This is a genomic window from Streptomyces sp. NPDC047079 (assembly GCF_040643755.1).
In the GTDB taxonomy this organism is placed as follows: Bacteria; Actinomycetota; Actinomycetes; order Streptomycetales; family Streptomycetaceae; genus Streptomyces.
Window position 1 is genome coordinate 328800 of the sequence record NZ_JBEYUZ010000005.1, and the last position, 24014, is coordinate 352813.

Annotated in this window: 21 protein-coding genes and 1 pseudogene; 10 read left to right on the forward strand and 12 right to left on the reverse strand. The window is 71.8% G+C overall.

Annotated elements, in window-relative coordinates:
• Positions 1 to 45: 45 nt before the first annotated feature.
• Positions 46 to 1668: a ricin-type beta-trefoil lectin domain protein gene (locus ABZ823_RS10745; protein WP_361656713.1), complete on the reverse strand. Its 1623-nt coding sequence runs from the start codon at positions 1666 to 1668 to the stop codon at positions 46 to 48.
• Positions 1669 to 2356: 688 nt separating this feature from the next.
• On the opposite strand from ABZ823_RS10745, the gene ABZ823_RS10750 reads away from it, so the two are divergent.
• Positions 2357 to 4738, forward strand: coding sequence for a SpoIIE family protein phosphatase (locus ABZ823_RS10750; protein WP_361656715.1), 2382 nt, complete (start codon positions 2357 to 2359; stop codon positions 4736 to 4738).
• On the opposite strand, the gene ABZ823_RS10755 is transcribed toward ABZ823_RS10750, so the two are convergent.
• Together ABZ823_RS10755 and ABZ823_RS10760 are read right to left on the reverse strand one after the other, a co-directional pair.
• A complete protein-coding gene (locus ABZ823_RS10755; protein WP_361656718.1) occupies positions 4660 to 5088 on the reverse strand; it encodes a hypothetical protein in 429 nt (142 codons plus the stop codon). The two genes, ABZ823_RS10750 and ABZ823_RS10755, sit on opposite strands and share 79 nt — an antisense overlap.
• A 25-nt stretch (positions 5089 to 5113) precedes the next feature.
• Complete coding sequence (locus ABZ823_RS10760; RefSeq protein ID WP_361656721.1) at positions 5114 to 5644, reverse strand: flavoprotein; 531 nt, start codon at positions 5642 to 5644, stop codon at positions 5114 to 5116.
• Between the two features lie 110 nt (positions 5645 to 5754).
• Here ABZ823_RS10760 and ABZ823_RS10765 point away from each other — a divergent pair, with 110 nt between their 5' ends.
• On the forward strand, positions 5755 to 6309 hold the full coding sequence (locus ABZ823_RS10765) for a helix-turn-helix domain-containing protein (RefSeq protein WP_361656724.1): 555 nt from the start codon (positions 5755 to 5757) through the stop codon (positions 6307 to 6309).
• A gap of 126 nt (positions 6310 to 6435) precedes the next feature.
• On the opposite strand, the gene ABZ823_RS10770 is transcribed toward ABZ823_RS10765, so the two are convergent.
• Together ABZ823_RS10770 and ABZ823_RS10775 are read right to left on the reverse strand one after the other, a co-directional pair.
• Complete coding sequence (locus ABZ823_RS10770) at positions 6436 to 6654, reverse strand: ferredoxin (RefSeq protein WP_361656878.1); 219 nt, start codon at positions 6652 to 6654, stop codon at positions 6436 to 6438.
• A 25-nt stretch (positions 6655 to 6679) separates the two neighbouring features.
• Positions 6680 to 7888, reverse strand: coding sequence for a cytochrome P450 (locus tag ABZ823_RS10775; protein WP_361656727.1), 1209 nt, complete (start codon positions 7886 to 7888; stop codon positions 6680 to 6682).
• 386 nt (positions 7889 to 8274) lie between these two features.
• On the opposite strand from ABZ823_RS10775, the gene ABZ823_RS10780 reads away from it, so the two are divergent.
• Positions 8275 to 8907 carry a LysE family transporter gene (locus tag ABZ823_RS10780; protein WP_361656729.1) on the forward strand — a complete coding sequence of 211 codons (633 nt, stop codon included), beginning with the start codon at positions 8275 to 8277 and terminating at the stop codon, positions 8905 to 8907.
• Positions 8908 to 9078: 171 nt separating this feature from the next.
• Entirely contained in the window at positions 9079 to 9525 is a 447-nt protein-coding gene (locus ABZ823_RS10785; protein WP_361656881.1) for a nitroreductase family deazaflavin-dependent oxidoreductase, read from the forward strand.
• 70 nt (positions 9526 to 9595) lie between these two features.
• Here ABZ823_RS10785 and ABZ823_RS10790 read toward each other — a convergent pair whose 3' ends face one another.
• Together ABZ823_RS10790 and ABZ823_RS10795 are read right to left on the reverse strand one after the other, a co-directional pair.
• Positions 9596 to 11932, reverse strand: coding sequence for a SpoIIE family protein phosphatase (locus tag ABZ823_RS10790; protein WP_361656732.1), 2337 nt, complete (start codon positions 11930 to 11932; stop codon positions 9596 to 9598).
• A gap of 312 nt (positions 11933 to 12244) precedes the next feature.
• Positions 12245 to 13207 (reverse strand): cation diffusion facilitator family transporter, encoded by a 963-nt coding sequence (locus ABZ823_RS10795; protein ID WP_361656884.1) that lies wholly within the window; start codon positions 13205 to 13207, stop codon positions 12245 to 12247.
• A 227-nt stretch (positions 13208 to 13434) separates the two neighbouring features.
• On the opposite strand from ABZ823_RS10795, the gene ABZ823_RS10800 reads away from it, so the two are divergent.
• Together ABZ823_RS10800 and ABZ823_RS10805 are read left to right on the forward strand one after the other, a co-directional pair.
• Complete coding sequence (locus ABZ823_RS10800) at positions 13435 to 14445, forward strand: glutathione S-transferase C-terminal domain-containing protein (protein WP_361656735.1); 1011 nt, start codon at positions 13435 to 13437, stop codon at positions 14443 to 14445.
• A gap of 80 nt (positions 14446 to 14525) precedes the next feature.
• Positions 14526 to 14834: a DUF4235 domain-containing protein gene (locus tag ABZ823_RS10805; RefSeq protein WP_361656738.1), complete on the forward strand. Its 309-nt coding sequence runs from the start codon at positions 14526 to 14528 to the stop codon at positions 14832 to 14834.
• A 30-nt stretch (positions 14835 to 14864) separates the two neighbouring features.
• Here the strand turns inward: ABZ823_RS10805 and ABZ823_RS10810 are convergent, their stop codons facing one another.
• A complete protein-coding gene (locus ABZ823_RS10810; RefSeq protein ID WP_361656741.1) occupies positions 14865 to 15257 on the reverse strand; it encodes a VOC family protein in 393 nt (130 codons plus the stop codon).
• Positions 15258 to 15369: 112 nt separating this feature from the next.
• On the reverse strand, positions 15370 to 15984 hold the full coding sequence (locus ABZ823_RS10815) for a TetR/AcrR family transcriptional regulator C-terminal domain-containing protein (RefSeq protein ID WP_361656743.1): 615 nt from the start codon (positions 15982 to 15984) through the stop codon (positions 15370 to 15372).
• Between ABZ823_RS10815 and ABZ823_RS10820 the strand changes: the two are divergent.
• Positions 15940 to 16980, forward strand: a pseudogene (locus ABZ823_RS10820) (amidohydrolase family protein); the annotation flags it as partial. The gene ABZ823_RS10815 and the pseudogene ABZ823_RS10820 overlap by 45 nt on opposite strands.
• Positions 16981 to 17196: 216 nt before the next feature.
• Here ABZ823_RS10820 and ABZ823_RS10825 read toward each other — a convergent pair.
• Complete coding sequence (locus ABZ823_RS10825) at positions 17197 to 18144, reverse strand: helix-turn-helix domain-containing protein (protein WP_361656745.1); 948 nt, start codon at positions 18142 to 18144, stop codon at positions 17197 to 17199.
• Between the two features lie 71 nt (positions 18145 to 18215).
• Here ABZ823_RS10825 and ABZ823_RS10830 point away from each other — a divergent pair, with 71 nt between their 5' ends.
• Positions 18216 to 19166 carry an NADP-dependent oxidoreductase gene (locus ABZ823_RS10830; protein WP_361656748.1) on the forward strand — a complete coding sequence of 317 codons (951 nt, stop codon included), beginning with the start codon at positions 18216 to 18218 and terminating at the stop codon, positions 19164 to 19166.
• A gap of 138 nt (positions 19167 to 19304) precedes the next feature.
• Positions 19305 to 19691 carry an anti-sigma factor antagonist gene (locus ABZ823_RS10835; protein WP_361656887.1) on the forward strand — a complete coding sequence of 129 codons (387 nt, stop codon included), beginning with the start codon at positions 19305 to 19307 and terminating at the stop codon, positions 19689 to 19691.
• Between the two features lie 101 nt (positions 19692 to 19792).
• On the opposite strand, the gene ABZ823_RS10840 is transcribed toward ABZ823_RS10835, so the two are convergent.
• Positions 19793 to 21904 carry a DUF1996 domain-containing protein gene (locus tag ABZ823_RS10840; protein WP_361656751.1) on the reverse strand — a complete coding sequence of 704 codons (2112 nt, stop codon included), beginning with the start codon at positions 21902 to 21904 and terminating at the stop codon, positions 19793 to 19795.
• A gap of 141 nt (positions 21905 to 22045) precedes the next feature.
• Positions 22046 to 22999, reverse strand: a complete 954-nt coding sequence (locus tag ABZ823_RS10845) for a ribose-phosphate pyrophosphokinase (protein ID WP_361656754.1) — start codon at positions 22997 to 22999, stop codon at positions 22046 to 22048.
• 334 nt (positions 23000 to 23333) lie between these two features.
• On the opposite strand from ABZ823_RS10845, the gene ABZ823_RS10850 reads away from it, so the two are divergent.
• Positions 23334 to 24014 (forward strand): DUF4230 domain-containing protein, encoded by a 681-nt coding sequence (locus ABZ823_RS10850; protein WP_361656756.1) that lies wholly within the window; start codon positions 23334 to 23336, stop codon positions 24012 to 24014.

Here is a 24014-nt window from a genome sequence, read left to right on the forward strand (position 1 = left end):
GAATTCGCACGGCCGGCGGGCTGCCCCGCACGGCCGGGCGCTCCCTTACCTCGAGGAGGACCGCCGAACCCGCAGCACCGACCGGTGTTCGTCCGACCCGGCGATCGACAGCGACCGGGGCGCCGCCGACTGACCGTCGGTCTCCCACCGCTGGGTGTCGGAGCCGTCGCGGGTCCTGACGACGACGTCGGCGTCCGCGTCGGTGCTCGCGGGTGCGACGGCGAGGTTCCCGGCCCTGCGCGGCAGCAACTCGCCCCGCACGGTGAGGTCGTAGCGCATGTCGTCCGCGTGCGCCTCGCCCGCGTCGACGCAGTGGGCGAGCGTCACGACCCCGTCGGCGGCGCGGGAGTCGAGGCACAGCCCCGGGTCGGCGACACTGCGCAGCAGACCGTCGCTTTCGTACGACCACTGCTGCGTCCACGCCGCCGAGCACGCCGCGAGCCGGGTGCCCGCGCCGACCCGCACCGTGCCCTGGATGTCCAGGCAGAGGCCGACGGCGACGTCGCGCAGCCGGGTCCGCCGCGGGGCCACGGGGTTGCCGGCCGTGCCGGGCTGTGCCCCCGCCCCGGGAGGGGGTGAGAGCGTCGTACCCGGGTCGCTCGCGCGGGTGGAGGCGACCGGGTCGGCTCCGCCGTCGTCCGACCACAGGCCGGCCACCAGGAGCGCGGCGAGCACGGCCGCGGCGGCGCAGCCGACGCCGGTCAGCAGTGCCCTGGTGTTTCGCTCCGGCGCAACCCGGTGGCCCTGCGCGGGAATCCGGGAGAGCAACCGCCGGCGTCCGCCGCCCGCGTGTCTGCCGCCCGGGCCCGAACCGGCCCGGGCGGCGGCGCGGTACGACGCGCGGCCGGGCCGGGAGTCGAGATAGCGCCGTGCGCCCCAGCCGAGGACCGCTTCGGCGAGTAGTCCGCCGAGCGCACCCTCGAAATGACTCAGCTGTTCCGCGGCGGAACGGCAGTAGGGGCACGCCAGGAGATGCTGCTCCACCTCCGGCAGCAGGGCGCCGCCACGGCGCAGGGGCACATCCAGGAGCCGGTTGTGGAAGCGGCATGCGTCGGTCGGCGCGAGTTCCCGGTGGGCCCGTACACAACCGGCCCGGAATTGCTCGCGCGCCTGTTCCAGTGCCGCCGCCGCGGCCTCGGAGTTCATGCCCAGCACTACCGCAGGGACCGATATGTGCTCGGCCTCGACCTCGGTGTGCCACAGCAGGCACTGGGCGAGTTCGGGGAGCGCGTGGAAGGCACGCTCGGCAAGGACGCGGTTTTCGGGGGTCGGGGACTTCGCGGCGCGCATACCCCGGCCCCCCGCGGGTTTCCTCAGTTCCCGAAGAGCTGCCGATATCCGCTCGTCGGCGGCCCACTCCCTGGCCGTGTTCCGTACCTCCACCAGAATCCGGGGCCGCAACGCGCCCGCGGATCCGGAGCGCATGAGCTGGCCGAGGATCCGGTGAAAGGCGGTGGCGGTGACCATCGAGGCGGTGTCCGCCGATGAGGCGAGGCAGATGACCGCGTACTCGTGCGCGGGCTGCCAGTGCCGCGCCATCAGCAGCGCGACGGGCTGGGTGACCTCGCCCACGGGCCGGCCTCTGAGCCGGGCGGCCAGGCCCTCGTCGGATTCCCCGGGAGCGAGGCCGGGACGGGGCGGATAGGACGGACGCGGCGGGGTGTGCACTGAGCGGGTTCCTTCCAAGGCGCAAAGCGGCTCACGGGGTCGGGGTTGCCGAAATGGCCCGGGGCCGGTGCGGACCAGTCCGGCGGGAGCGCCGGGAGCAAGGCGCGGGGGAAGGCCGCACGGCGGCCGCCGGAGGTTGAGCTTTGTGAGCTCGCCGACGGCCGGGAACGGAGAGTGGCGATTCCGAGCGGCCATGGCCCATGCGCGGGAAGGTCACCTTCGCACAGGTCACTCATGGCCAACAAGGCGCGTGAACAACATCGGTACCAGGGAAAAGGCGGCGGACGTCCTCCCAACTCCGCACACTCGTACCGGCTTTCGGCATTACCCGCGCGCGGTGGGGCATTGCCCCGCGCGCCCCGCGTGACGACATTCCCCACGTCCCGGCCGCGTCATTCCCCGTGCCCGGTCATGCCGTTTTCCGTTCCCCGTGTCCGGTCATGCCGTTTTCCACGCGCCGTGTGGGCCGCGCCCCGCACGGGTACCGTACGCGCGCTCCCGGCGCGGGGAACGCCGTGGTCCCCTGGTCAGATGAGGTACCGGAACCACCTGACCGCCCGCCGGGTGGTCCGCGGTCCGGTGGCCTGACCGATCGCCTCCGCCCATGGCGGTACGGAATCCGGCCACGGACTAGTCTGGAACTCGAGCGATGCGCTTGTTCACCGAGAGTGTGCGCAAGGGAGTGGCGATGAGCCCGGTCCATCCTCCCGGCGAAGCTGCCACGGCTCGGGCAGTCATCGACGACAACGGCATCCTCGTGCACTGGAACGAGGACGCCGGACGGCTGCTGGGCTATGCGCCCCGGGAGGTCGAGGGCCGTCCCGCGGCGGAGCTGCTCGCCCCCGGCAGCCCCCTGCCGCGGCCCGAGCCGGACAGCACCCGCTGGAGCGGCACGGTGCGGCTGCGCCACCGCGACGGAAGCGTCCTGCCGGTGTGGCTGCTCGCCCACCATCGCCCGCACACCCAGGGCGGGGAATGGCTGGTCGTCACCCCCGTGGGCGGCCCCGCCGCGCACCCGCAGGACGATCCGTCGATGCGGACGGTGCTGACCTGCTCGCCCTGTGCCCTGGCCGTCTACGACGAGAACCTGAGGCTGTGCGCCTTCAACGAGGCGATGGCCGAGCTGATCGGACTTCCGCAGGAGCGTGTCCGGGGTCTGCGGCTCGCGGAGATCGACGGCGGGCCCGAGAGCGAGGAACTGGAGCGTCAGGCCCGTGAGGTGCTGGTCAGCGGCCGGCAACGGGATGTGCAGACCTCTGTGAGCAGCGGTGCCGGGAGCCGTGCGCATGCCTGGCTCGCGCGGTTCGCCCCGCTGACCGACGGCGGCCGGGTGCGCGGGGTGTGCATGACCGCGCACGACTTCACCGAACGCGATCTCGCCCGGGAGCGGTTGCAGTTGGTCAACGAGGCCAGCGTGCGCATCGGCACCACGCTCGACGTCACGCGCACGGCACAGGAGCTGGCCGATGTGTGCGTGCCCCGGCTCGCCGACTTCGTCAGCGTGGATCTGCTGGATCCGTCGGACGACGAGGCCCGGCCCGGGCCCTCCTCGGTCACCGCGCCGGTGGCGCTGCGCCGCGCCGCCCACCGGTCGCAAAACCCCGGCTCCCCGGAGGCGCTGATCGAACCCGGCCGGGTCGGCCTGTACCCCGCCTCCTCTCCGCAGGCCTCCTCTCTGGTGGCCGGCCGGACCACGGTCGCGACCGATCTGGCCTCCACACTCAGCGAGTGGCTGGAATGGGACCGGGTCCGAGGGGAGCGGGTCCGTGAGCTCGGGGTGCACTCCACGATGTCGGTGCCCATCCAGGCCCGTGGCGGGAGGTTCGGGGTGGCCGTGCTGCGACGGTTCCGGCGGCCGGACCCCTTCACCCCGGACGACGTGCTGCTCGCCGAGGAGATCACGGCCCGGGCCGCCGTCTGCATCGACAACGCCCGGCGGTTCGGCCGCGAGCGCGAGACGGCGCTCGCCCTCCAGCGCAGTCTGCTGCCGCGCAGTCTGCCGCGTACCGCCGCGGTGGAGGTCGCCTCCCGCTATCTGCCCGCGGCCCGCGCCGGTGTGGGCGGCGACTGGTTCGACGTCATCCCGCTGTCCGGATTGCGGATCGCCATGGTCGTCGGTGACGTGGTCGGACACGGTATCCAGGCCTCCGCCACCATGGGGCGGCTGCGCACCGCCGTGCGGACGCTCGCCGACATCGATCTGGCGCCGGAGGAGCTGCTGACCCATCTCGACGATCTCGTCATCCGCATGTCCCAGGAAGCGGGGCTCGAGGGCACGACCGGCGAGGTGGGCGCCACCTGCCTGTACGCGGTGTACGACCCGGTCTCGCGTCGGTGCGCGCTCGCGCGGGCGGGCCATCCCGCCCCGTTGATAATGCCGCCGGGCGGGACGCCCCGGGAGATCGGGCTGCCCGGCGGGCCGCCCCTGGGGCTCGGCGGGCTGCCCTTCGAATCGTTGGAGATCGAGCTGCCCGAGGGCACGGTGCTCGGCCTCTACACCGACGGGCTGATCGAGAGCCGTGAGCGTGACGTCGACACCAACCACCGGCTGCTGTGCTCGGCGCTCGCCGGGCGCCCGACCGGCCCGGACTCGCTGGGCGAGGCCTGCGATCGCATCCTGCACACTCTGCTTCCCCCCGGCGGTGTCCCGGACGATGTGGCCCTGTTGCTCGCCCGCACCCGCGGACTGCCCCCCTCACAGGTCGAGACCTGGGAAATCGCCGCCGATCCCGCGCTGGTCGCGACGGTCCGCAAGGAGGTCGTGGGGCAACTGGAGGTGTGGCGACTGAGCCATGCGGCGTTCACGGCCGAGCTGGTGGTCAGCGAGCTGGTCACCAACGCCCTCCGGTACGGAGAGCCTCCGATCCGGCTCCGCTTGATCCATGGCGCCACCACGCTGATCTGCGAGGTCTCCGACGGCAGCCATACCGCTCCGCATCTGCGCCGGGCCCGGACGTTCGACGAGGGCGGCCGGGGGCTGCTCCTGGTGGCTCAGCTCACCCAGCGCTGGGGCAGCCGCCACACCACCGAGGGCAAGACCATCTGGGCCGAGCTGAGCCTGCTCGAGTGAGGCCGCGGCCGGTCCCGGTCAGTGGCCGCCGCCCTGCGCCGGACGGACCCCGGTCCGGGTGCGGCCTCGGCGCCCCGGTGAACCGTCTGCATCCGCAGCGCGTTCGAGGTGTCCGCGTGCCGGCGCTGGGTGTCGCCCCCCGTCCGCGGCTTGAGCACGAGGCCCGCGTCCCGGGCGGAGGAGACGGGGACCAGGGCCAGGTCCTGGTTCCCGCGCGAGACCAGCGCGGCCTGGAGGGTGAAGTCGTAGCAAAGGTCCTTCGCGCCGGGCTGCGCCGCCCCCGCGCCCGGCAGTTCGGTCGCTGTCCATAGCCGGGCGGCAGGTGGAACGCACGCGCGCCGGTCCGGCAACCGGACCCCACCCGGCGTCCGCCCGTCAGCGCTGCGGGAGCAGGTCCAGGACCCGCTCCCACCGGAACCCGGGACGCTCGCCGCCCTCGTCCGTCCCTCCGGCATAAGGGTCCCCGAACCGCACTCCCATGGCGCCCAGCCGCTCAAGGCTGGCGCGGTAGGCGGGATGGGCCGCCAGCGCCTCGCTCACACAGGGCAGGACGGCGATCGGCACGCCGAGCCCGTACGCCTCGCACAGCGTGCCCAGAGCGAGGGTGTCGGATATGCCGGCGGCCCACTTGTTGACGGTGTTGAAGGTGGCCGGGGCCACGACGACCGCGTCCGGGTCCGGAAACGGGCGCGGGTCGCTCGGAGCACGCCAGGCGGACCGGATCGGGCGGCGCGTCCGCGCCTCGACGTCGGCGGTGTCGAAGAAGCGGAGGGCGAGCGGGGTGGCGATCACGCCGACCTCCCACCCGGCCTCCTGGGCGGCCGCGATCAGCTTGCCGACGTCCTGTGCGATGCCCGCGGCGCAGACGACGACGTACAGGAAGGGTTTCGAGGCGTCCTGGGTCACCTCTGCACTTTAGTGCCCCGGCAGATCCGGGACGGCGTTGCCGGCCCCGCCGCTGCTACCGTGGAGAACGCTGGTTCTCTCGGTCAGGGGCCCTCAGGAGGAGCTCGTACATGGACACCGAAGTCGTCCGCGACCGGGCGCTGGACGCCGCGGAGAAGCTGTTCTACGGCCGTGGCATACAAAGCGTCGGGATGGACGACATCCGCGGCACCTCAGGGCTGTCGCTCAAGCGGCTGTACCAGCTCTTTCCCGCCAAGGAGCAGCTGGTCGAGGCGTATCTGGAGCGGCGTGACGTGCGCTGGCGGCAGCGGCTGGCGGAGTACGTGGACCGGCACGCGGACCCCGTGGTGCGCCTTCTGGCCGTGTTCGAGTGGCTGCGGGAGTGGTTCGGCGAGCCCGGCTTCCGCGGGTGCGCCTGGATCAACTCGTACGGCGAACTGGGCGCCACCTCGCCCCGGGTACTGGCCCTGGTACGCGCCCACAAGCAGGCGTTCAAGACGTACCTGGCCGGTCTGGTGGCCGACGCCGGACTGCCCGCACCCCTCGGCGACCAGCTGTTCCTGCTGGCCGAGGGCGCCATGGTGACCGCCGGTATGGAAGCGTCCACGGAGCCCGCCGACCAGGCGGGCCAGGCCGCCGAGTTGCTGCTGGCGGCCCACCGGTAGGGGGCCGCCGGGAAGCCACCGACCTGGTCGGCGCCGCAGCGCCGCAGCTCCTGGGGGCCGCCCGCGGTGACCGCCGAGGACGGCCCGGAGATCGTCCTCGACGTCCTCGACGGGTGGGCCGCGGTCTCAGTGCGCCCGGGAAGCCTCCACTCCTTTCTCGGTGACGGTGATGGCGCTCACCGGGCAGGCCCGGGCCGCCTCCCGCACCAGCGGGTCGCCGCCACCGTCCTCCATGCCGGGCAGGACCTCGCTGTAGCCGTCGTCGTCCTGGGTGAAGACGCCGGGCGCGGTGAGAGCGCACTGGCCCGCACCGATGCAGACGTCCCTGTCGATGGAAATCGAGATGTCATCGCTCATGGTCGCCAGCCTCTTACCAGGTCACGGGGAGTTCCAGCATCCCCTGGATCGTGTCGCCCGGTTTGAAGGGGATCTCCTCCGCCGGAGCGGCGAGCCGCAGCCCGGGAAGCCGCTCGAACAGGGCGCGCAGGGCGATCTCCAGCTCGGCCCGGGCCAGGTTCTGGCCGAGGCACTGATGGATGCCGAAGCCGAAGGCGACGTGATGGCGGGCGCTGCGGTGCCAGTCCAGCTCGTCCGGCTCGGGGAAGGCGGTGGTGTCCCGGTTGATGACGGACGTCGAGAACAGGACCCCCTCGTCGGCGCGGATGGTGTTCCCGGCGACCTCGATGTCCTCGGTGGCCACCCTCATGATCCCGTCGGCGATGGACAGGAAACGCAGCAGTTCCTCGACCGCGGCGGACATCAGACCCGGGTCGGCGCCCAGCTCGGCGAGCTGCTCGGGGTGCCGTAGCAGCGTGAACGTGCCGAGGGAGATCATGTTGGCGGTCGTCTCATGCCCGGCGACCAGCAGAAGCGTGGCCAGGGAGACCATCTCGGCCCGGTCCAGCGTTCCCTCACGCAGCTGCTCCTGGATCAGCTCGTCGAGCAGTCCGTCCCCCGGCTGCTCGCACTTCGCGTCGACCAGCTCTCCCAGGTACGCGTCCATACGGTCACGAGCGTCCTCGGTGTCGGCCGCGGTCGGGCCGCGCAGCAGCCTTCGGGACTGCTCCTCGAAGAACTCGTGGTCGGCGTAGGGGACGCCGAGCAGCGCGCAGATCACCATCGACGGCAGGGGGAGCGCGAAGGCGCTCACCAGTTCGGAGGGCGGGCCGGCGGTCTCCATGGCGTCCAGCAGCCGGTCCACCGTCTCCTGGATGCGCGGGCGCAGGGTGGTGACCCGCTTGAGGGTGAAGCTCGGCACCAGCATGCGACGCTGCGTCCGGTGCTGGGGGTCGTCCACGCCGAGCAGGGTCAGCCGGCGGTTTCTGGCCGCGGCGAAGCGTGCGTTGGTGGCCGGGAACGCCTCCCGGCTCCGGTCGGAGGACAGGCGAGGATCCGCGAGGAGTTCCCGGGCCGCGGAGTGGCCCGTGACCACCCAGACGTCCCGCCCGTCGTAGAGGGTGACGCGGCTCAGGGGCCGTTCGGTGCGCAAGGAGTCGTAGCCGGCGGGCGGGTGGTAGGGGCAGGTGCGGTCCTGGGGGAAGGCGACGGTTTCTGACTGGGTCACAGCGGGTTTCGTCATGAATGACCTCGCACGCGAAGATTCGCTCTTGCCGATCATCATCATTAGATGCCCGGGGCATCTACAGGGCCACTCGAAGTTCGGCCAGATCCGCCGGATGCCGTACGTGGCCGAAGCCCGTCGCCGGGCCGACGGTGGCGGGCGGGAGGTGGTCGTCGGACCGAAAGCCGTCCTCGGCCCGCGGCCCGTGCCGCCGCACCCGGCGGGAGTGCGTCGCGTGTTCCCGTAGTGACCATCGTAATTCGCTTGCCCGTGCCTCCGCCGCTCCCCCAGGATCCAGGCATGCCTGCCCTCACGATCGCGCTGCCGCCGACCTCCGCCGCCGCATCCTCCGGCCGGGGCCGACAGCAGCCCGGCCGTCCCCGGAGGCCCTCGCCGCCCCGGTCGTGACCGCCGCGCTGGTGGCTGGACTGGTCGCGGGGTACGGCATCGCCGTGCCCGTCGGAGCGGTCTCGGCCTATCTGCTCTCCCTCACCGCCCGTACGTCCCTGCGCACCGGTGTGTGCGCCGCGCTCGGCATCGCCACCGCCGACGGGCTCTACGCCCTGGCGGCGACCATCGGCGGCACCGCCCTCGCCGCCGCGATCCAGCCGGTTCTGGTCCCGCTGCGGTGGGTGTCCGCGCTGGTGCTGGCCGCTCTCGCCGCGCGCGGCGCCGTCGGCGCCCTGCGCCAGTACCGCTCCGACGGTGAGATCGCCACGGCCCGTGCCGCGCCGTCGGGACCCGGGCGGGCGTATCTGGGGCTGCTCGGCGTCACCCTGCTCAACCCGACCACGGTGCTCTATTTCGCCGCGCTGGTGCTCGGGGGCCGCGCCGCGGACCCGGTGCGGCCGCTGGAGCAGGGGCTCTTCGTCGGCGCGGCCTTCGTCGCGTCCGCGAGCTGGCAGCTGGCCCTGGCCGGGGGCGGTGCGCTGCTGGGCCGGGCGCTGACCGGGCGGCGCGGGCGGCTTGCGACGGCGCTCGTCTCCAGCGCGGTGATCGCGGCGCTGGCGGTGCGAGTGCTACTCGGGCCCGTGTGAGGCGAAGGCTGGGGCCTCGCTGGTCCCGCCTTCGTGCCGGGAGCGTGGTGAGGATGAAACCGGCGGCGGCCGGTGTTCAATCGTGCAGCGCCCGACCCCGCGGCAAGGCCGTGCGGCAGCGGCGCGACGAAGGACCACGGCAAGTCGTACGCGACGATGGGACGGATGCACATGCCTCTTCAGGGCGAGTACGAACCCAGCCCCACGCAGTGGGTGCGCGAGCAGGTGGAGTTGTACGAGAGTTCCGGCGGCACCAAGGGGACGACGCTCCTCGACACGGGGATGCCGGTGATCATCCTCACGACCCTGGGCGCCAAGAGCGGCAAGATTCGCAAGACTCCGCTGATGCGCATCGAGCACGACGGCCGCTACGCCGTGGTGGCCTCGCTGGGCGGCGCGCCCAAGCACCCCGTCTGGTACCACAACGTGACGCAGCATCCCACGGTGGAACTCCAGGACGGGCCGGCACGCCAGGAAATGACGGCCCGTCAGGTGACGGGTGAGGAGAAGGCGCTGTGGTGGGAGCGGGCGGTCGCCGCGTATCCGCCCTACGCCGACTACCAGAAGAAGACGGACCGTGAGATCCCCGTGTTCGTGCTGGAGCCCACCGGGAAGTGAGCGAGCGGGCACGAGAGGCCGCACGGCACCCTGCGCGTGCGGCCCGTCGGCCCCGTCCGGCGGCCGTGGGTCAGTCGGGAAGGGGCTGTTCGGCCCAGATCGTCTTTCCCTCGTCGGTCTGCCGACTGCCCCAGCGCTCGGTCAGCTGGGCGACCAGCAGCAGTCCTCGGCCGCCCTCGTCGAAGGCGTGTGCCCGGCGCAGATGCGGTGAGGTGGAGCTGCCGTCGGAGACCTCGCAGATCAGCGAGCGCTCACGGATCAACCGCAGCTGGATGGGCGGCCCGCCGTACCGGATCGCGTTGGTCACCAGCTCGCTGACCACCAGCTCCGTGACGAACGCGGTCTCCTCCAGGCCCCACCGGGCCAGCCGCTCGATGGCCTGCTGCCGGGCGGTGGCCACATACGCCGGGTCCGCCGGGACGTCCCAGGTGGCCACCCGGTCGGCGCCCAGGGCCCGGGTGCGGGCCAGCAGCAGGGCCACGTCGTCGCCGGGCTCCTCGGAGAGCACGGCCTTCAGCACCGAGTCGCACAGGGCGTCGAGGGATTCCTGCTGAACCTCCAGCGCGCGGCACAGGTCGGCTGCGCCGCAGTCCAGGTCGCGTCCGCGGCCTTCGATCAGCCCATTGGTGTAGAGGGCGATCAGCGAGCCCTCGGGCAGTTCCATCTCCGTCGCCTCGAAGGGCAGGCCGCCTACTCCCAGGGGCGGGCCGGCCGACATGGTGACCAGCCGGGCGCTGCCGTCGGACGGCAGGACGGCAGGGGCGGGGTGTCCCGCTGCGGCCAGATTCAGGCGGCGCGAGACGGGGTCGTAGACGGCGTACAGGCAGGTCGCGCCGAGTTCGGCGACCTCGTCACCGGCCTTGTCCGCCGCGAGGTGGGCGACAAGGTCGTCGAGGTGGGTGAGGAGTTCGTCGGGCGCGAGGTCGACGTCCGCGAGAGTGCGTACGGCCGTGCGCAGACGGCCCATGGTCGCCGAGGAGCGGATGCCGTGTCCGACAACGTCGCCGACGACCAGGGCGACCCGGCTGCCGGACAGCTGGATCACATCGAACCAGTCCCCTCCGAAGCCGGCCGTCGACCCCGACGGGACGTAGCGGTGGGCAACCTCGAGCGCGACCGGGCCGGCCAGGCCGCTCGGCAGCAGGCTGTGCTGGAGGGCGAGCGCGGTCGACCGCTCGCGTTCGAAGCGGCGGGCGTTGTCGATGCAGACGGCCGCCCGGCTCGCGAGTTCCTCGGCGAGGACGGTGTCGTCGGCGGCGTACGGATCCGGGTTGGCGATACGCACGAAGACCGCGCAGCCCAGGGTGGTGTCACGGGCCTTCAGCTGTACCGCCACCAGGGAGTGAGCGCCTTCGCGGGCCGCGGGGTCGCCGACCCCCCTGGTGTTGCGCTCCCGCAGCCAGCGGTCGAAGTCGGGCTCGCCCGCCCTGCGCAGCACGGCCCGGCACTCCCGCAGTGCCCGTGCGGGGGGCGAGTGGTGCGCATAGGTATCGTCCTCGCCCAGCCTGACCGCTGCCTCGGGTGTCCCCTCGGTGACGGAACGGTGCGCCACCCGGTTCATGACCAGGGCGTTGCCGCGTTTCATGGGCCGTTCGTCCTTGCCGAGAACCCAGTCGAACAGGTCCACGCTGCCGAAGTCGGCGAACCGCGGAACGACCACCTCCAGCAGTTCTTCGGCGGTGCGCGTCACATCCAGCGTGGTGCCGATGGCGGTCGCCGCCTCGTTCAGCAGGACCAGACGGTGACGGGCCCAGTACTGCTCGCTGTTGTCGACGGCGGCTGTGGCGACGGCGGTCACTTCGCCGGAGCCGCTGCGCACCGGCCACATGTCGATGGTCCAGGTGTGCTTCCGCCCCTCGGAAGCGGGGCGGGCCTGGCTCTCGTAGTGCACGGGAAGCCCTGTCTCGGCGACTTGGCGCAGATGGCGGTGGAAGCGCAGACCGGGCTCGTCGCCCGCGCTCAGGGTGTCGGCGAAGTTCCGCCCCAGCAGCGTGTACCCCTCGACCTCCAGGATCTCGGCGGCCCTGTTGTTGGCGCGCAGATAGCACTGCTGTGTGTCGAAAACGGACATCGCGATCGGCGCCTGCTCGAAGGCCTGGGCCACCGGCAGCGCCTCCGCCGCTTCGGGCACGGTGGTCACGACGAATCCCTGGGGCTCTGCGTCCGCGCCCAGCACGGGGCACACGCTGACGCACAGGGGGACGGAGCGGCCGTCCTTGTGCCGTAGGACTACGGTGCCGGTCGGCGCGGTCAGTGCCGGAGGGGACACGTCGTCGGCGAGCAGCTCCTGCGCCGCGCGTCCCACGACCTCCTCGGCCGCGTATCCCGTCAGCCGCCGGGCAGCCTCGCTCCATCCCGCCACCGTGCCTCGGGCGTCGATGATCGCCGCAGCGGCGACTTGCTCCATATGCTCCAGAATGATCCCTCCAGGACGTCGCCTCAACCCGGGCACTCGGCGCGGTGACGGCGGTCGTCCGCTAGGGGCCGGCCCGCCGGGACGGGCCTTCTCTGACGGGCGCGGCGGGGCGTGGGCGAGGGACAAGGGTGTGAAGCGACCCGGGGGTGCGGGAGCGCATGGCTCGTAGGTCGAGAGGGGCGCCGACTTGTGGACCGACAGCCCAGCTCGTCCATCAGCCTGTCGGCTTCGACCAGCTCCGTGAAGCCCGCCACGGGCCCGCCACGACCGTCTGACCTCGCTCCGGCCGGGCCAACGTGCCGGTCAGGAGCCGCCGTGTTCCCGCGCCGCGGCGGAGCTCCCCGCGGCGTCCCGCGCATCGTCGTCCCCGCGCCGCTCCGCCGCTCGGGTCGGTGCGTCCGTGATGTCGAGGAAGATCTGATGGGCCTCCGGGACGGTGTGCGCGACCGAGCGTTTGATGCGTACCGCCACATCCTCGACCTCTTCGCTGTCCAGGCCGGGGACCAGGTCGACGCGCGCGGCCACCAGGAGGGACTGGAGGCCCAACTGCATGGTGAGCAGCGACTCCACACTGTCGATCTCGGGCTGCGCCTGAAGCAGCGCGCGGATCCGGCGGCTCAGCTCCGGGTCGGCGGCCTGGCCGATCAGTTGGTCCCGGGCGTCCCGGCCGAGCCGGTAGGCGACGAACACGAGAAGCGCACCGATGGCGAGCGAGGCGGACGCCTCCCACACGACGTTACCGGTGACCATGTGCAGCGCCATGCCGACGATCGCGAGGATCACGCCGAGCACCGCCGTGCTGTCCTCGGCGAGCACCGTGCGCAGCGCCGGGTCCCGCAGCCCCTGCGCGACCGTGCCTTGCTGCCGGTGCACCTGGTGCAGGGCCCGCAGCAAGGAGACGCCCTCCGACAACAGCGCCACCGCGAGCACGACGAGCCCCGCCACATAGCCGCTGTGCGACTCCTTCGCGCCGCCCTTCAGGGCTTCGAGGCCCTGGAAGAAGGAGAAACAGCCGCCCATCACGAAGATGCCGACGGCTGCGAGCAGCGACCAGAAGAACCGCTCCTTGCCGTAGCCGAAGGGATGACGCCGGTCGGCCGGGCGGCGGCTGCGGCGCAGGGCGGCCAGCAGGAAGATCTCGTTCAGACTGTCGGCGACGGAGTGCGCGGCCTCCGACAGCAGCGCGGGTGAGCCCGCGAGGAGCCCGCCGACGGCCTTGGCCACGGCGATCAGCAGGTTCGCGCCGAGTGCCACGAGCACCGTCACACGGGTCTTGGAGTCGGAGTTCTCGCCGTGGCCGCCGGACCCGTGGTCCGGCGGGCCGCCGTCCGGGGACGGCCCCGCCGACCGTGGCCGCGCCGGCTTTTCCGCGTTGGAAGATGTCCTGCTCACGTCGCCCGATTGCCCCCGTCCGTAGGTCTCACACGGTGTCGAGGCGCAAAACGGGGAACTCAGCTTCCATACGGGTGAACGCGCGCGTCAGGAGAGGCGGCATGGGCGACGGCAACAGTGCCTATGGGAAGAAGCAGTTCAAGCGGTCCAGGAGTCACTTCGCCGACCGCATCACGGCGGACGGACGCGACGGCTGGCCGACGGCGGAAGGCCGCTACCGGCTGGTGGTCAGCCGGGCCTGCCCCTGGGCGAGTCGCGCCGTGATCTCGCGGCGGCTGCTCGGCCTGGAGGACGCGTTGTCGCTGGCCATCGCCGATCCGGTGCAGGACGACCGCAGTTGGCGCTTCACCCTCGATCCCGATGGTCGTGACCCCGTGCTCGGCATCCGCTTCCTGAGCGAGGCCTACGACGCCCGGGAGAACGGCTATCCGGGCGGCGTGAGCGTGCCCGCGATCGTGGACGTGCCGAGCGGACAGCTGGTCACGAACGACTTCCAGCAGATCACCCTCGACCTGGCCACCGAGTGGACGTCGCTGCACCGCGAGGGCGCGCCCGACCTCTACCCCGAGCGACTACGCGACGAGATCGACGACGTGATGGGGGTCGTGTACGAGGACCTCAACAACGGCGTGTACCGGGCCGGTTTCGCCACCGGCCAGAAGGAGTACGAGCAGGCGTGCACGAATGTGTTCCGCCGCCTGGAGTGGCTGTCCAAGCGCCTGGCCGGGCGGCGGTACCTGGTCGGTGACACGATCACCGAGGCCGACATCCGGCTGTTCACCACACTCGTACGTTTCGACCCCGTCTACCACGGCCACTTCAAGTGCAACCGCTGGAAGCTGGCGGAGGACCCGGTGCTGTGGGCGTACGCCCGCGACCTGTACCAGACGCCCGGCTTCGGTGACACCGTCGACTTCGACCACATCAAACGGCACTACTACCAGGTCCACACGGGCATCAACCCGACCGGCATCGTGCCGCTCGGACCGGACCTGGCCGGCTGGCTCACGCCGCATGGCCGGGAGCACCTGGGCGGGCGTCCGTTCGGCGACGGGACACCGCCCGGATCGGTGCGGGCGGCCGAGGAGGTCCCCGCCTCCGGGCGGCCCTGAGAGCGGTCGGGGCGGCGGGGACGAGCGCGGCGCTCGGCTCACGGGCGCCGAGGACAGAGACGACAGAGAAGGAGAGGAACGTGGCCAAGGACAAGAAGGGGAAAGCCAGCCTTCCGCTGGTCTACAAGCCGGTGGGGTTCGCGCTCGGCTGGGCGAGTGGCGCCCTCGCGGGGATCGCCTTCCGCAAGGCGTGGAAGGCGATCCGCCACGAGAACGACGCGCCCGACGCGCTCGACAAGGACCGCGGCTGGGGCGAGGTACTGATCGCGGCGGCCGTCCAGGGCGCCCTCTTCGCCGTTGCCCGCAGTGTGGCGGACCGTGCGGGGGCGAAGGCGATCGAGCGGTCGACGGGTGTGTGGCCGACCACGGCGAAGGGCGGCCGGGACTGAGTCCCGTGCCGCCGCGCGGCCAGGCGCACCTCATCCCTGCTTCGGTGCCGTGGCCCTCCTCAGGCGCAGGGTGAAGGAGTGTCCGGCGGGATCGGCGTAACCGCGCTCCTCGAACGGTCCCGCCGCGTCCTTGGCCTCCAGCGGGCGGCCGCCGAGACCGACGATCCTGCGCTCCGCCTCGTCGAGGTCGTCGACCAGGAAGTCCAGATGGACCTGGAGGGAGTTCTCGGGACGGGGCCAGCTCGGCGGGGTGGCGTTCGTGTCGCGGCGGAACGCCAGCCGCATACCGTCCGAGCTGCGTATCTCCACCCGGTTCGCGGTGGCGTCGGTGTCCTCGGCGCCGAGCAGTGCCTTGTAGAACACGGCGAGCTTCTCGGGCTCGGCGCAGTCCAGGACCACGACGCCCGCCACTACCACTGACATGCTTCCTCCGTACGCGTCCGGGGCGGGCGGCGCCCCGCCCCTATCCCTCTCCGGATATCCCCCTCCCCCGCATTCAGTCGGCCCGCGCCCCGCCGGGGCGGCACCAACGGGCCTACGGTGCCCTGATCCCGGCCAGCCGAGCGGCCACCGCGGACAGCAGCAGGTCGAGCGCGGCCGGATAGGAGCTGTGGCGCATGTCGGCGACGAGGTGACGGGCCGTCGCCGCGATGTTCGGGTGCGTGTCGGCGGACAGCCGGGCATAGGTGGCGCGCCACACCGCCGCCTCCGCCGCCCGCGCGGTACGCGGCAGGGACGCGTTGGCCGCGTCCAGGGCCGCGAAGGCCAGGGCCTGGTCGACGAAAGCGTGATAGTTCCGTACGGCCTCGGCGTCCGGGAAGCCGGCGCCGCGCAGCACGCCGAGGATCGTCTCCACGGCCTCGATCTCATGCACCCTTCCCGTGACCCGGTAGGAGCTGAGCACCGCCGCCTGCGGATGGGCGAGCGCCCTCGCGTGCATGCGCAGCCCCAGGTCCCACAGGTCGGCGCGCCACTCACCGGTGGGGAACCAGTCGCGCAGCGTGCGGCCGATGAGGGCGTCGGCGATGGCGAGCAGCAGGTCGTCGGTGTCACGGAAGTACCGGTACAGGGCGGTGGGATCGGCTCCGAGGGCGCGGCCGAGGCGGCGGACCTGCTCGCCGGGCTGCTTCACGCCCAGCGACGGCTGCACGCGCTCGGCGTCACGGCCTGGCAGGACGCCCTCGTCGGCGACTTCCTCGGGATGGACGACCCGTCCGGGGCCTATCTGGCGGCCGCCCGCGACGGCTCGCTGACCGCGCGGGTCGTGGGCGCGCTGTGGTGGGACCGCGAGCGCGGCACCGAGCAGATCCCCGAACTGCTCGAGCGCCGGGACGCCTTGAGCCACGGCCGGTTCCGCGCGGGCAGCGTCAAGCTGATGCTGGACGGGATCGCCGAAACCGGCACGGCGGCGCTGCTCGAGCCATATCTGGACCGGTGCGGCTGCGCCACCGCGCAGCGCGGCACCAGTTTCCTGGACTCTGCCCGACTTCCCTCCTACGTCACCGAGTTGGACGCGCTCGGCTTCCAGTGCCACTTCCATGCGCTGGGCGACCGGGCCGTACGGGACGCGCTGGACGCCGTCGAGGCGGCCCGCAGGGCCAACGGACCCGGCGACACCAGGCCGCACCTTGCCCATCTTCAGATCGTGCACCCGGACGACGTCCCTCGCTTCTCGCGGCTCGGCGCCACGGCGAACATCCAGCCGCTCTGGGCCGCACACGAGCCGCAGATGGACGAGCTCACGATTCCGTTCCTCGCCCCGGAAAGGGCCGCCCGCCAGTACCCGTTCGGTGCCCTCCTGCGCTCCGGGGCGACGCTCGCGGCGGGCAGCGACTGGCCGGTCAGCAGCCCCGACCCGCTGCAAGGCATCCATGTCGCGGTCAACCGGGTTCTTCCAGGCAGCTCCGCTCCGGTCTTCCTGCCCGCGGAACGCGTCGACCTCACGGCGGCGCTGACGGCGTACACGGCGGGGTCGGCGTATGTGAACCACCTCGACGACACCGGACGCGTCCGCCCCGGGGCACTGGCGGACCTGGTGGTGCTGAACCGCGATCCGTACACCGGCCCGCCCGAGGCGATCGGCGACACTCGTGTGGCGCTCACGTACGTCGGCGGTGAGCGCGTGTTCACGGCGCCCGACGCCTGACGCCCGGCGGGGCCGGACGGACCCGTTGCACCTGCTCACTCCGGGCAGTGGCGGCCCGCTCGGCCGGGTCCTGCACCCGAATCTGCGAAACTGCGGGCCTTCGCGGGCGTGCCGGCGGTTGGCTGCACAGTCGGGTGGAAGCGACATCGCGTCAGATCTCCGACCTGACTGGCGGTTGCTGGTCGCCCTGCAGCACAGCCGGTGAACGGGTCCCCGTCAGCGGGCCGTCTGGAACGTGCGCCGGTACGCCTGCGGTGACACGCCGATCGCCGCGTGCAGGTGCTGCCGCAGCGAGGCCCCCGTGGCGAAGCCGACCTCCCCGGCGATCTGGTCCACCGGCAGATCGGTGGACTCCAGCAGGTGACGGGCGCGGGCGACACGCTGCTGGATGAGCCAGCGGCCGGGGCTCATGCCCACCTCCTCCTGGAAACGGCGGGCGAAGGTGCGCAGGCTCATCCCGGCGTGACGGGCGAGGTCGGCCAGCGCGAGAGGCTCGTCGAGGTGTTCGAGAGCCCAGGAGCGGGCCGCGGCCGTGCTCGCCGCCCCGTGCTGGGGGACCGGCTGCTCGATGTACTGCGCCTGGCCCCCGTCCCGGAAGGGCGGTACCACGCACCGCCGGGCCACCGTGTTGGCCAGCGCGCTGCCGTGGTCCGTGCGCACGATGTGCAGACAGACGTCGACTCCGGAGGCGGCTCCGGCGGAGGTGAGGATCCGTCCGTCGTCGACGAAAAGGACGTCCGGGTCGAGATCGACGTGCGGGAACATCCGGCGGAACTGGTCGACGACCTGCCAGTGGGTGGTGGCCCTGCGGCCGTCGAGCAGACCGGCCGCGGCGATCACGAAGGCCGCCGTACAGATGGAGACGATCCGGGCGTCCGGAGGGATCTGCGCGAGTGCGGCGGCCACCTCCTCCGGAAGTTCCGCGGCGATCCGGGAGGGCACTACGGACGCGACCACCACGGTGTCGGCCGTGGCCAGGGCCTCGGGCCCGTGCTCCACGTTGATGGAGAAGTCCGCGTTGGTGCGCACCGGGCGCCCGTCGACCGAACAGGTCAGCACCTCGTACCGCCCTTCGGCCGCGCCGAAGATACGGCTGGGGATGCCCAGCTCGAAGGGATAGACGCCGTCCAGCGCCAGGACCACGATCCGTTCCACTTGCCGCATGGCACGATCCTATCGAAGGTTGGCAATCATGCCATTTTCCCGGGGGGCGGGCCCCGGCAGGCTGGGACACCATGAGCACTGTGAACACCATGCGAGCCATCAGTCAGGACGTCCTCGGCGGCCCCGAGGTCCTCAAGGAAGTACGGCTGGAGCGCCCCACGCCGCGGCCCAACGAGGTGCTGGTGCGGGTACGCGCGGCCGGGGTCAACCCGACCGACTGGAAGCACCGCGCCACCGGCGGATTCCTCGGCAAGCCGCCGTTCGTCCTCGGCTGGGACGTCTCCGGCGTGGTCGAGGAGACCGGAATCGGCGTCGCCCTGTTCCAGCCCGGGGACGAAGTCTTCGGAATGCTGCCCTACCCGTTCGGCCACGGTTCGCACGCCGAGTACGTCACCGTCCCCGCCCGCGCCCTCACCCACAAGCCCTCGGAAATCGACCACACACAGGCCGGCGCGCTGCCGCTGGTCTCGCTGACCGCCTGGCAGGCCCTGGTCGAGACGGCGGACCTCCAGCCGGGGCAGCGGGTGCTGATCCACGCGGCCGCCGGCGGCGTCGGTCACGTTGCCGTCCAGATCGCCAAGGCGCGCGGCGCATACGTCGTCGGCACGGCCAGCGCGGGCAAGCACGACTTCCTTCGCGGACTGGGCGCGGACGAGCTCGTCGACTACCGGGAGACCGACTTCGCGGAGACGGTCCGCGACATCGACGTGGTCCTGGACACGATCGGCGGCGACTACGTCCAGCGCTCGCTGCGCACCCTGCGTCCGGGCGGGATTCTGATCACCATCCTGCCGCAGGGATCGAAGGAGCTGCCCGAGGAGGCGGAGAAGCTCGGGGTACGCGCCACCGAGATGCTCGTCGACGCCGACCACCACGGCATGAGGGCCATTGCCGGACTCGTCACGGAGGGCAGGCTGCGCGCCACGATCGCCGGGACCTTCCCGCTGGCCGATGCCGCCAAGGCGCACGAGATCGGCGACGCCGGCCGCACCACGGGCAAGCTGGTCCTGCTGGTGGACTGACGAACCCCGCGCGGCTGCACGCGCCAGGGGAAGACATATGTCAATCGAACGTGCTGGAATTCATTCCATCGAGGTAACTTGCAGAGTGGGCAAGGCTTTTGAGCCCACTCATGCCGGGCGTCGGTGGAGGCGATGTCGATGCAGCACGGCCCCGCACCGCTCCCCCGGTATCTGCGCATCCACCGGGACAGCGGTCACCTGGTGCTCGAATTCCACGGCGAGATCGACGTCGTCGCGGCCCTGGAGATCACGCCGTTCCTGGACTCCGCGACGGGCCGCCCGGCACCGCGGATCGTCATCGACCTGCGACCGGTGGAGTTCTTCGACTGCTCAGGGCTGCGCCTGCTCTTCCGCGCCAGGCGCCGGGTGCTGGCACAGGGCGGCACACTGCACCTGGTCTGCACCCACCCGCTGACGCTGCGCATCCTGCGCCTGACCCGACTGGCGGAGTCACTGCCGCCCGCGGCGTCGCTGGACGAGGTCCTCGGCCGGTCGGAGGCGGCTGGGCCGTTGGAGATCAACTGATCCGCCGGGACCGCGTCGGCGGCCCCGGCCGGGACGAGGGGAAAGGCGGCGGGACCTGCCGGGCAGGTCCCGCCGCCTTCATGTGCCGTCCGCGAGCAGGATCACACGGACCTGCGTCCGATACGGCGCAGGAGCACCAGACCCGCGATCACGAGCACCGCTCCGGCCGCGGCCGGCCACAGATGGGCGCCCGTCTCGGCCAGGCCACCCGTCACCGCCTGGGGCTGGGGCTGCGGTGCGATGGACGGAGCGGCCGCGCCCCCGGCGGAGGGCTGCCCGGCGTCCTGCACGGCGCGGCTGTCGTCCGAGACGCTCTGCGGTGCGGTGGACGCCTCGCTCCGGGCGGGCGAGGAAGTGGAGAAGACCCTGGGATTCGCGCCGCCCTGGTCACCGCCCGAGCCGCCGGCCGCAGGGGTACCCGGCGTGCCGGCCGTGGGCTGCGCTGTCTGCTTGCCACCGGAGCCGGCACCGGATTCGTCACCGGACGAAGAACCCTTACCCGTGTCGCCACCGGACGAAGAGCCCGCGCCCGAACCCGGGTCGCCACCGGACGAAGAGCCCGCGCCCGAACCCGGGTTGCCGCCGGGCGAGGTGCTCGGGTCGCTTCCGTTCGTGCCGCCGGACGAGGAGCCCTGGTCTGAGCCGGAGTTGCCGCCGGAGGACGGGTCGGGCGACGGCCCGGGCGTGTTCGGCGGCTGGTCACCGGCGTCGGCCCCGCACTGGCGACCGCTGTTGACGCAGTCGACGACCTGGTTCATCAGCTCGTCCGTCATGACGTTGATGAAGTCGTCGTGATCGGTGATCGGCTTGTGCAGCTGCTCGGGGAAGCCGTCCACCGCGTAGGGGTTCTTCACCTGGCCGTTGTCGATGACCGGCTGCGGTACGTCGTACACCAGACGCATCGTGAGCTGCGGGATCGCCTTGAAGCCGTTCTCGCAGTTGCCGCCGGCGTCGGCGAAGGCGACGTGCGTGCGGTGGTTGGCGCTGTCGGTGTTCTGGCCGTCCCAGCAGCTCTGGAAGGCGAACGTGCGCACCACGCTGCTGCCGGTGGGGCAGATCGGGTACTTGTCGGTCAGCTGACGGTCCTCGAAGCCGGTGCAGCTCCAGTGGGCGTTGGCGTTCTTCGGCCCGTTGGTGAACGCCTTGGCGTCACCGGTGATGATCCGCAGGAAGCGCGGCATCGCGACGACCTTGCCGGCCGGGCTGCCGACGAAGGAGATCTCGGCCTGCTTGGCGACCAGAATCTTGCCGACGTTGCCTTCCTTGCCACCGCCGTCGTTGTTCTGGTCGAAGTCCTGCGTGCCGTCCTGCACACGCACCACCGGCCAGTAGTACGACGACTTGTCCTGCTGGTTGTCGCAGCTGGTCTGGGCCGCCGCGAACGTCTCGTCGGTGGCGAAGGCGTCGTTCGACTGGTTGCCGACGTAGTCGTGCAGATGGTGGGCGCCGTTCTTCACACCCGGCGCCACGATCACGTTGTCGGTGTTGTGGTTGCCGTTGGCGTTGACACCGCACTTGGTCACGAACGTGCCGGTCGAGGCGCCGGCCTGCCGAGCGGGCTTCTGGACGTTCGGCTGAACGCTCCGGATGTCCACGAAGTCCGAGGCGACGGGACCGCCGGCGGCCTGCCCGCCGTTGCCCGGCTGCCGCCCGTCCTGGCCGCCGCCGTTCTGGCCACCGCCGTTCTGGCTGTCGGCCGGGGGCTGCCCCTGGTCGGCGGGGACCCCGGTGCACGGGGCCATGCCGTCGATCGCGCCGGGAGCGGTGGCGCCGGCCCGCTGGTAGTCGGACTTGATCCGGTCGATCACCGCGGCGCGCTTGTCCTTCAGCGGGCCGAGGATCGCGTTGTGAACGTAACTCCCGTCGTCCGCCTGCGCCTGGCGCGTCGAGGCCAGCCGGTCGTACGCCTCGGTGATCTGCTTGTCGAGAGCCGCCAGTTCCGTGTCGACCTGCGACTGTGCCGGGCCCGGGACATCGGTCAGCTTCTGGCCGACGTCCGGGCAGTCGAGAGTGACCGTTCGCGACGTCAGGACCTGGTCGCCACTCTGGTCGGATGTGCCGCCCCAGCCGCCTTCGCTCGCCGAGGCGTAGACGTTCGCTGCTACCAGCCCCCCTCCGCCCAGGATCAGCGCGACTGCTGCAAAGGTCGCGCGCCGTGCGCCTGTCGGGCGTCTGCGCGTGTTGCGTCTCAAGGGAGTACTCCTACACGTCATGGCGGGCCTGGCACGAAAATCCCCCTCCTTGTACGCGGCCGGGCCATGGTGTGTTCAAAAGCATCACGAATTCACAGCAGTCCCACCGGCGGTCATGACAACTGCGCAGGTCACGGGGTCCGTGGGGTTGCTGCTCTTTGTCTATTCGCTCCGGGGCGCGTCGAACAGGGCGCTGACGGACTCGCCGTTGTGAATACGGCGGACGGCCTCGGCCAGGGCGGGGGCGATGGACAGGAGCCGCAGCTTCCCGGTGCGTTCCTCGACCGGGACCGGCACCGTGTTCGTGCACACGATCTCCAGCACGTCGGGCTGCTCGCTGAGCCGTTTGAGGGCACCTGCCGCGAACAGGCCATGGGTGCAGGCGACGCGGATGGACCGCGGACCCGACTCCCGCAGCCGCTCCAGGAGTTCCAGTACGGTACTGCCCTTGGCGATCTCGTCGTCCAGCACGATCACATCCCGTCCGGCGACATCGCCGATGACGGAGCTGATGCTGACCCGGTCGTCCGCGAACCGCTGCTTCGCGCCCGCCGCCACCTGCGCCCCGATCATCCGAGCGAAGGCCGCCGCCTCCTTGGCGTTGCCCAGGTCGGGCGAGACGACGGTCGCGTGCGACAGGTCGTACTGATGGAAGTGCGCGGCCAGCTCCCGACGGGCGTGCAGGTGATCGACCGGGACCGAGAAGAAGCCGTGGACCTGGGGCGAGTGGAGGGTCATGGCCAGGACGCGGCCGGCCCCGGCCGCGACCAGCAGGTCGGCCACCAGCCGCCCGCCGATCGAGATCCGCGGCGCGTCCTTCTTGTCCGACCGGGCGTACGAGTAGTGCGGCATGACCACCGTGATCCGGCCGGCGGAGGCGCCACGTGCCGCGTCACACATCAGCAGCAACTCGACGAGGTGTTCCTGCACCGGGGCGACCAGAGGCTGCACGAGGAAGACGTCACGCTCGCGACAGTTGGCCTGGAGCTGCACCTCCAGGCAGTCGTTGGCGAACCTGCTGACCCGCACCGGGCTGAGCGGCACCCCGAGGTGCGCACACACTTCCGCCGCCAGCTCGGGATGGGCACTGCCGCTGAAGACAGCGATGTCACGCACGATCCGCTCCTCGCATGATCGAAAACGGGCTGCGCGCCCATGCTACTGACGGGCTCTCGCGCCGCTCGGCCACGCGGTCCGCGCGGCGGGCGGCGGACGCCCCCTTCGCCGGTGCGAGGGGACATCCCGCGGACGCGGTACCCGGAGCGGACGCGTGCGCCGCCCCCGTACGGCGCACCGCCGAGCCGGCGGAAAGCCTCCATGGGCGCGCCGGGACCCGGGCGCGCGGCCGTCCGCCGCCCGCCGTCCGCCGTCCGCCGTCACAATCGGCGAACTTCGCGTTCCTCAGGGGGTCGTGGTGGGAAACCGGCGAGAAGAAGGGAGGACTGTCGATATGACGACGTCCACGAAGCAGAGGCCCGAACCGACATCCGTGCGACGGCGGACGCCGGGCTGGGCCAAGGCGGTCATCGCGCTCGTCGCGGTGCTCGCGGTGCTGTTCGCCGGCCTGCGCCTGAGCGTGCTGCCGGGACTGCGTGACCTGTTCGGCACGGACACGCACGACCGGTCGGGCCCCGCGCTCCTGGAGTCCATCCAGGACATGAGCCGCTACGAGGCCGCTTCCGGCAACTTCCAGGTGGTCGTGGACCTGGAGAAGGACGCCAAGTACCTGCCGTCGGCGATCCGCGGCACCCGCACGCTGTACGTGGGCGCGGGCACGGTGGACGCGTACGTCGACCTCGGCAAGGTCGGCAAGCAGGACGTGACGGTCAACGGCGACCGGACGTCCGCCACGCTCCGACTGCCGCACGCGGCGCTGGGCAAGCCCACGCTCGACCCCGACCGCTCCTACGCCGTCTCCAAGCAGCGGGGTCTGCTGGACCGCATCGGCGACCTCTTCTCGGACAACCCCAACAGCGAGCGCTCCGTGCAGAAGCTGGCAGTCCAGCACATCGGCGAGGCCGCGAAGGAGAGCGAACTGACCGCGCGCGCCGAGTCGAACACCACCAGCATGCTGGAGGGGCTGCTGAAGTCCCTCGGCTTCAAGGAGGTGAAGGTGTCCTACGGCACCTGA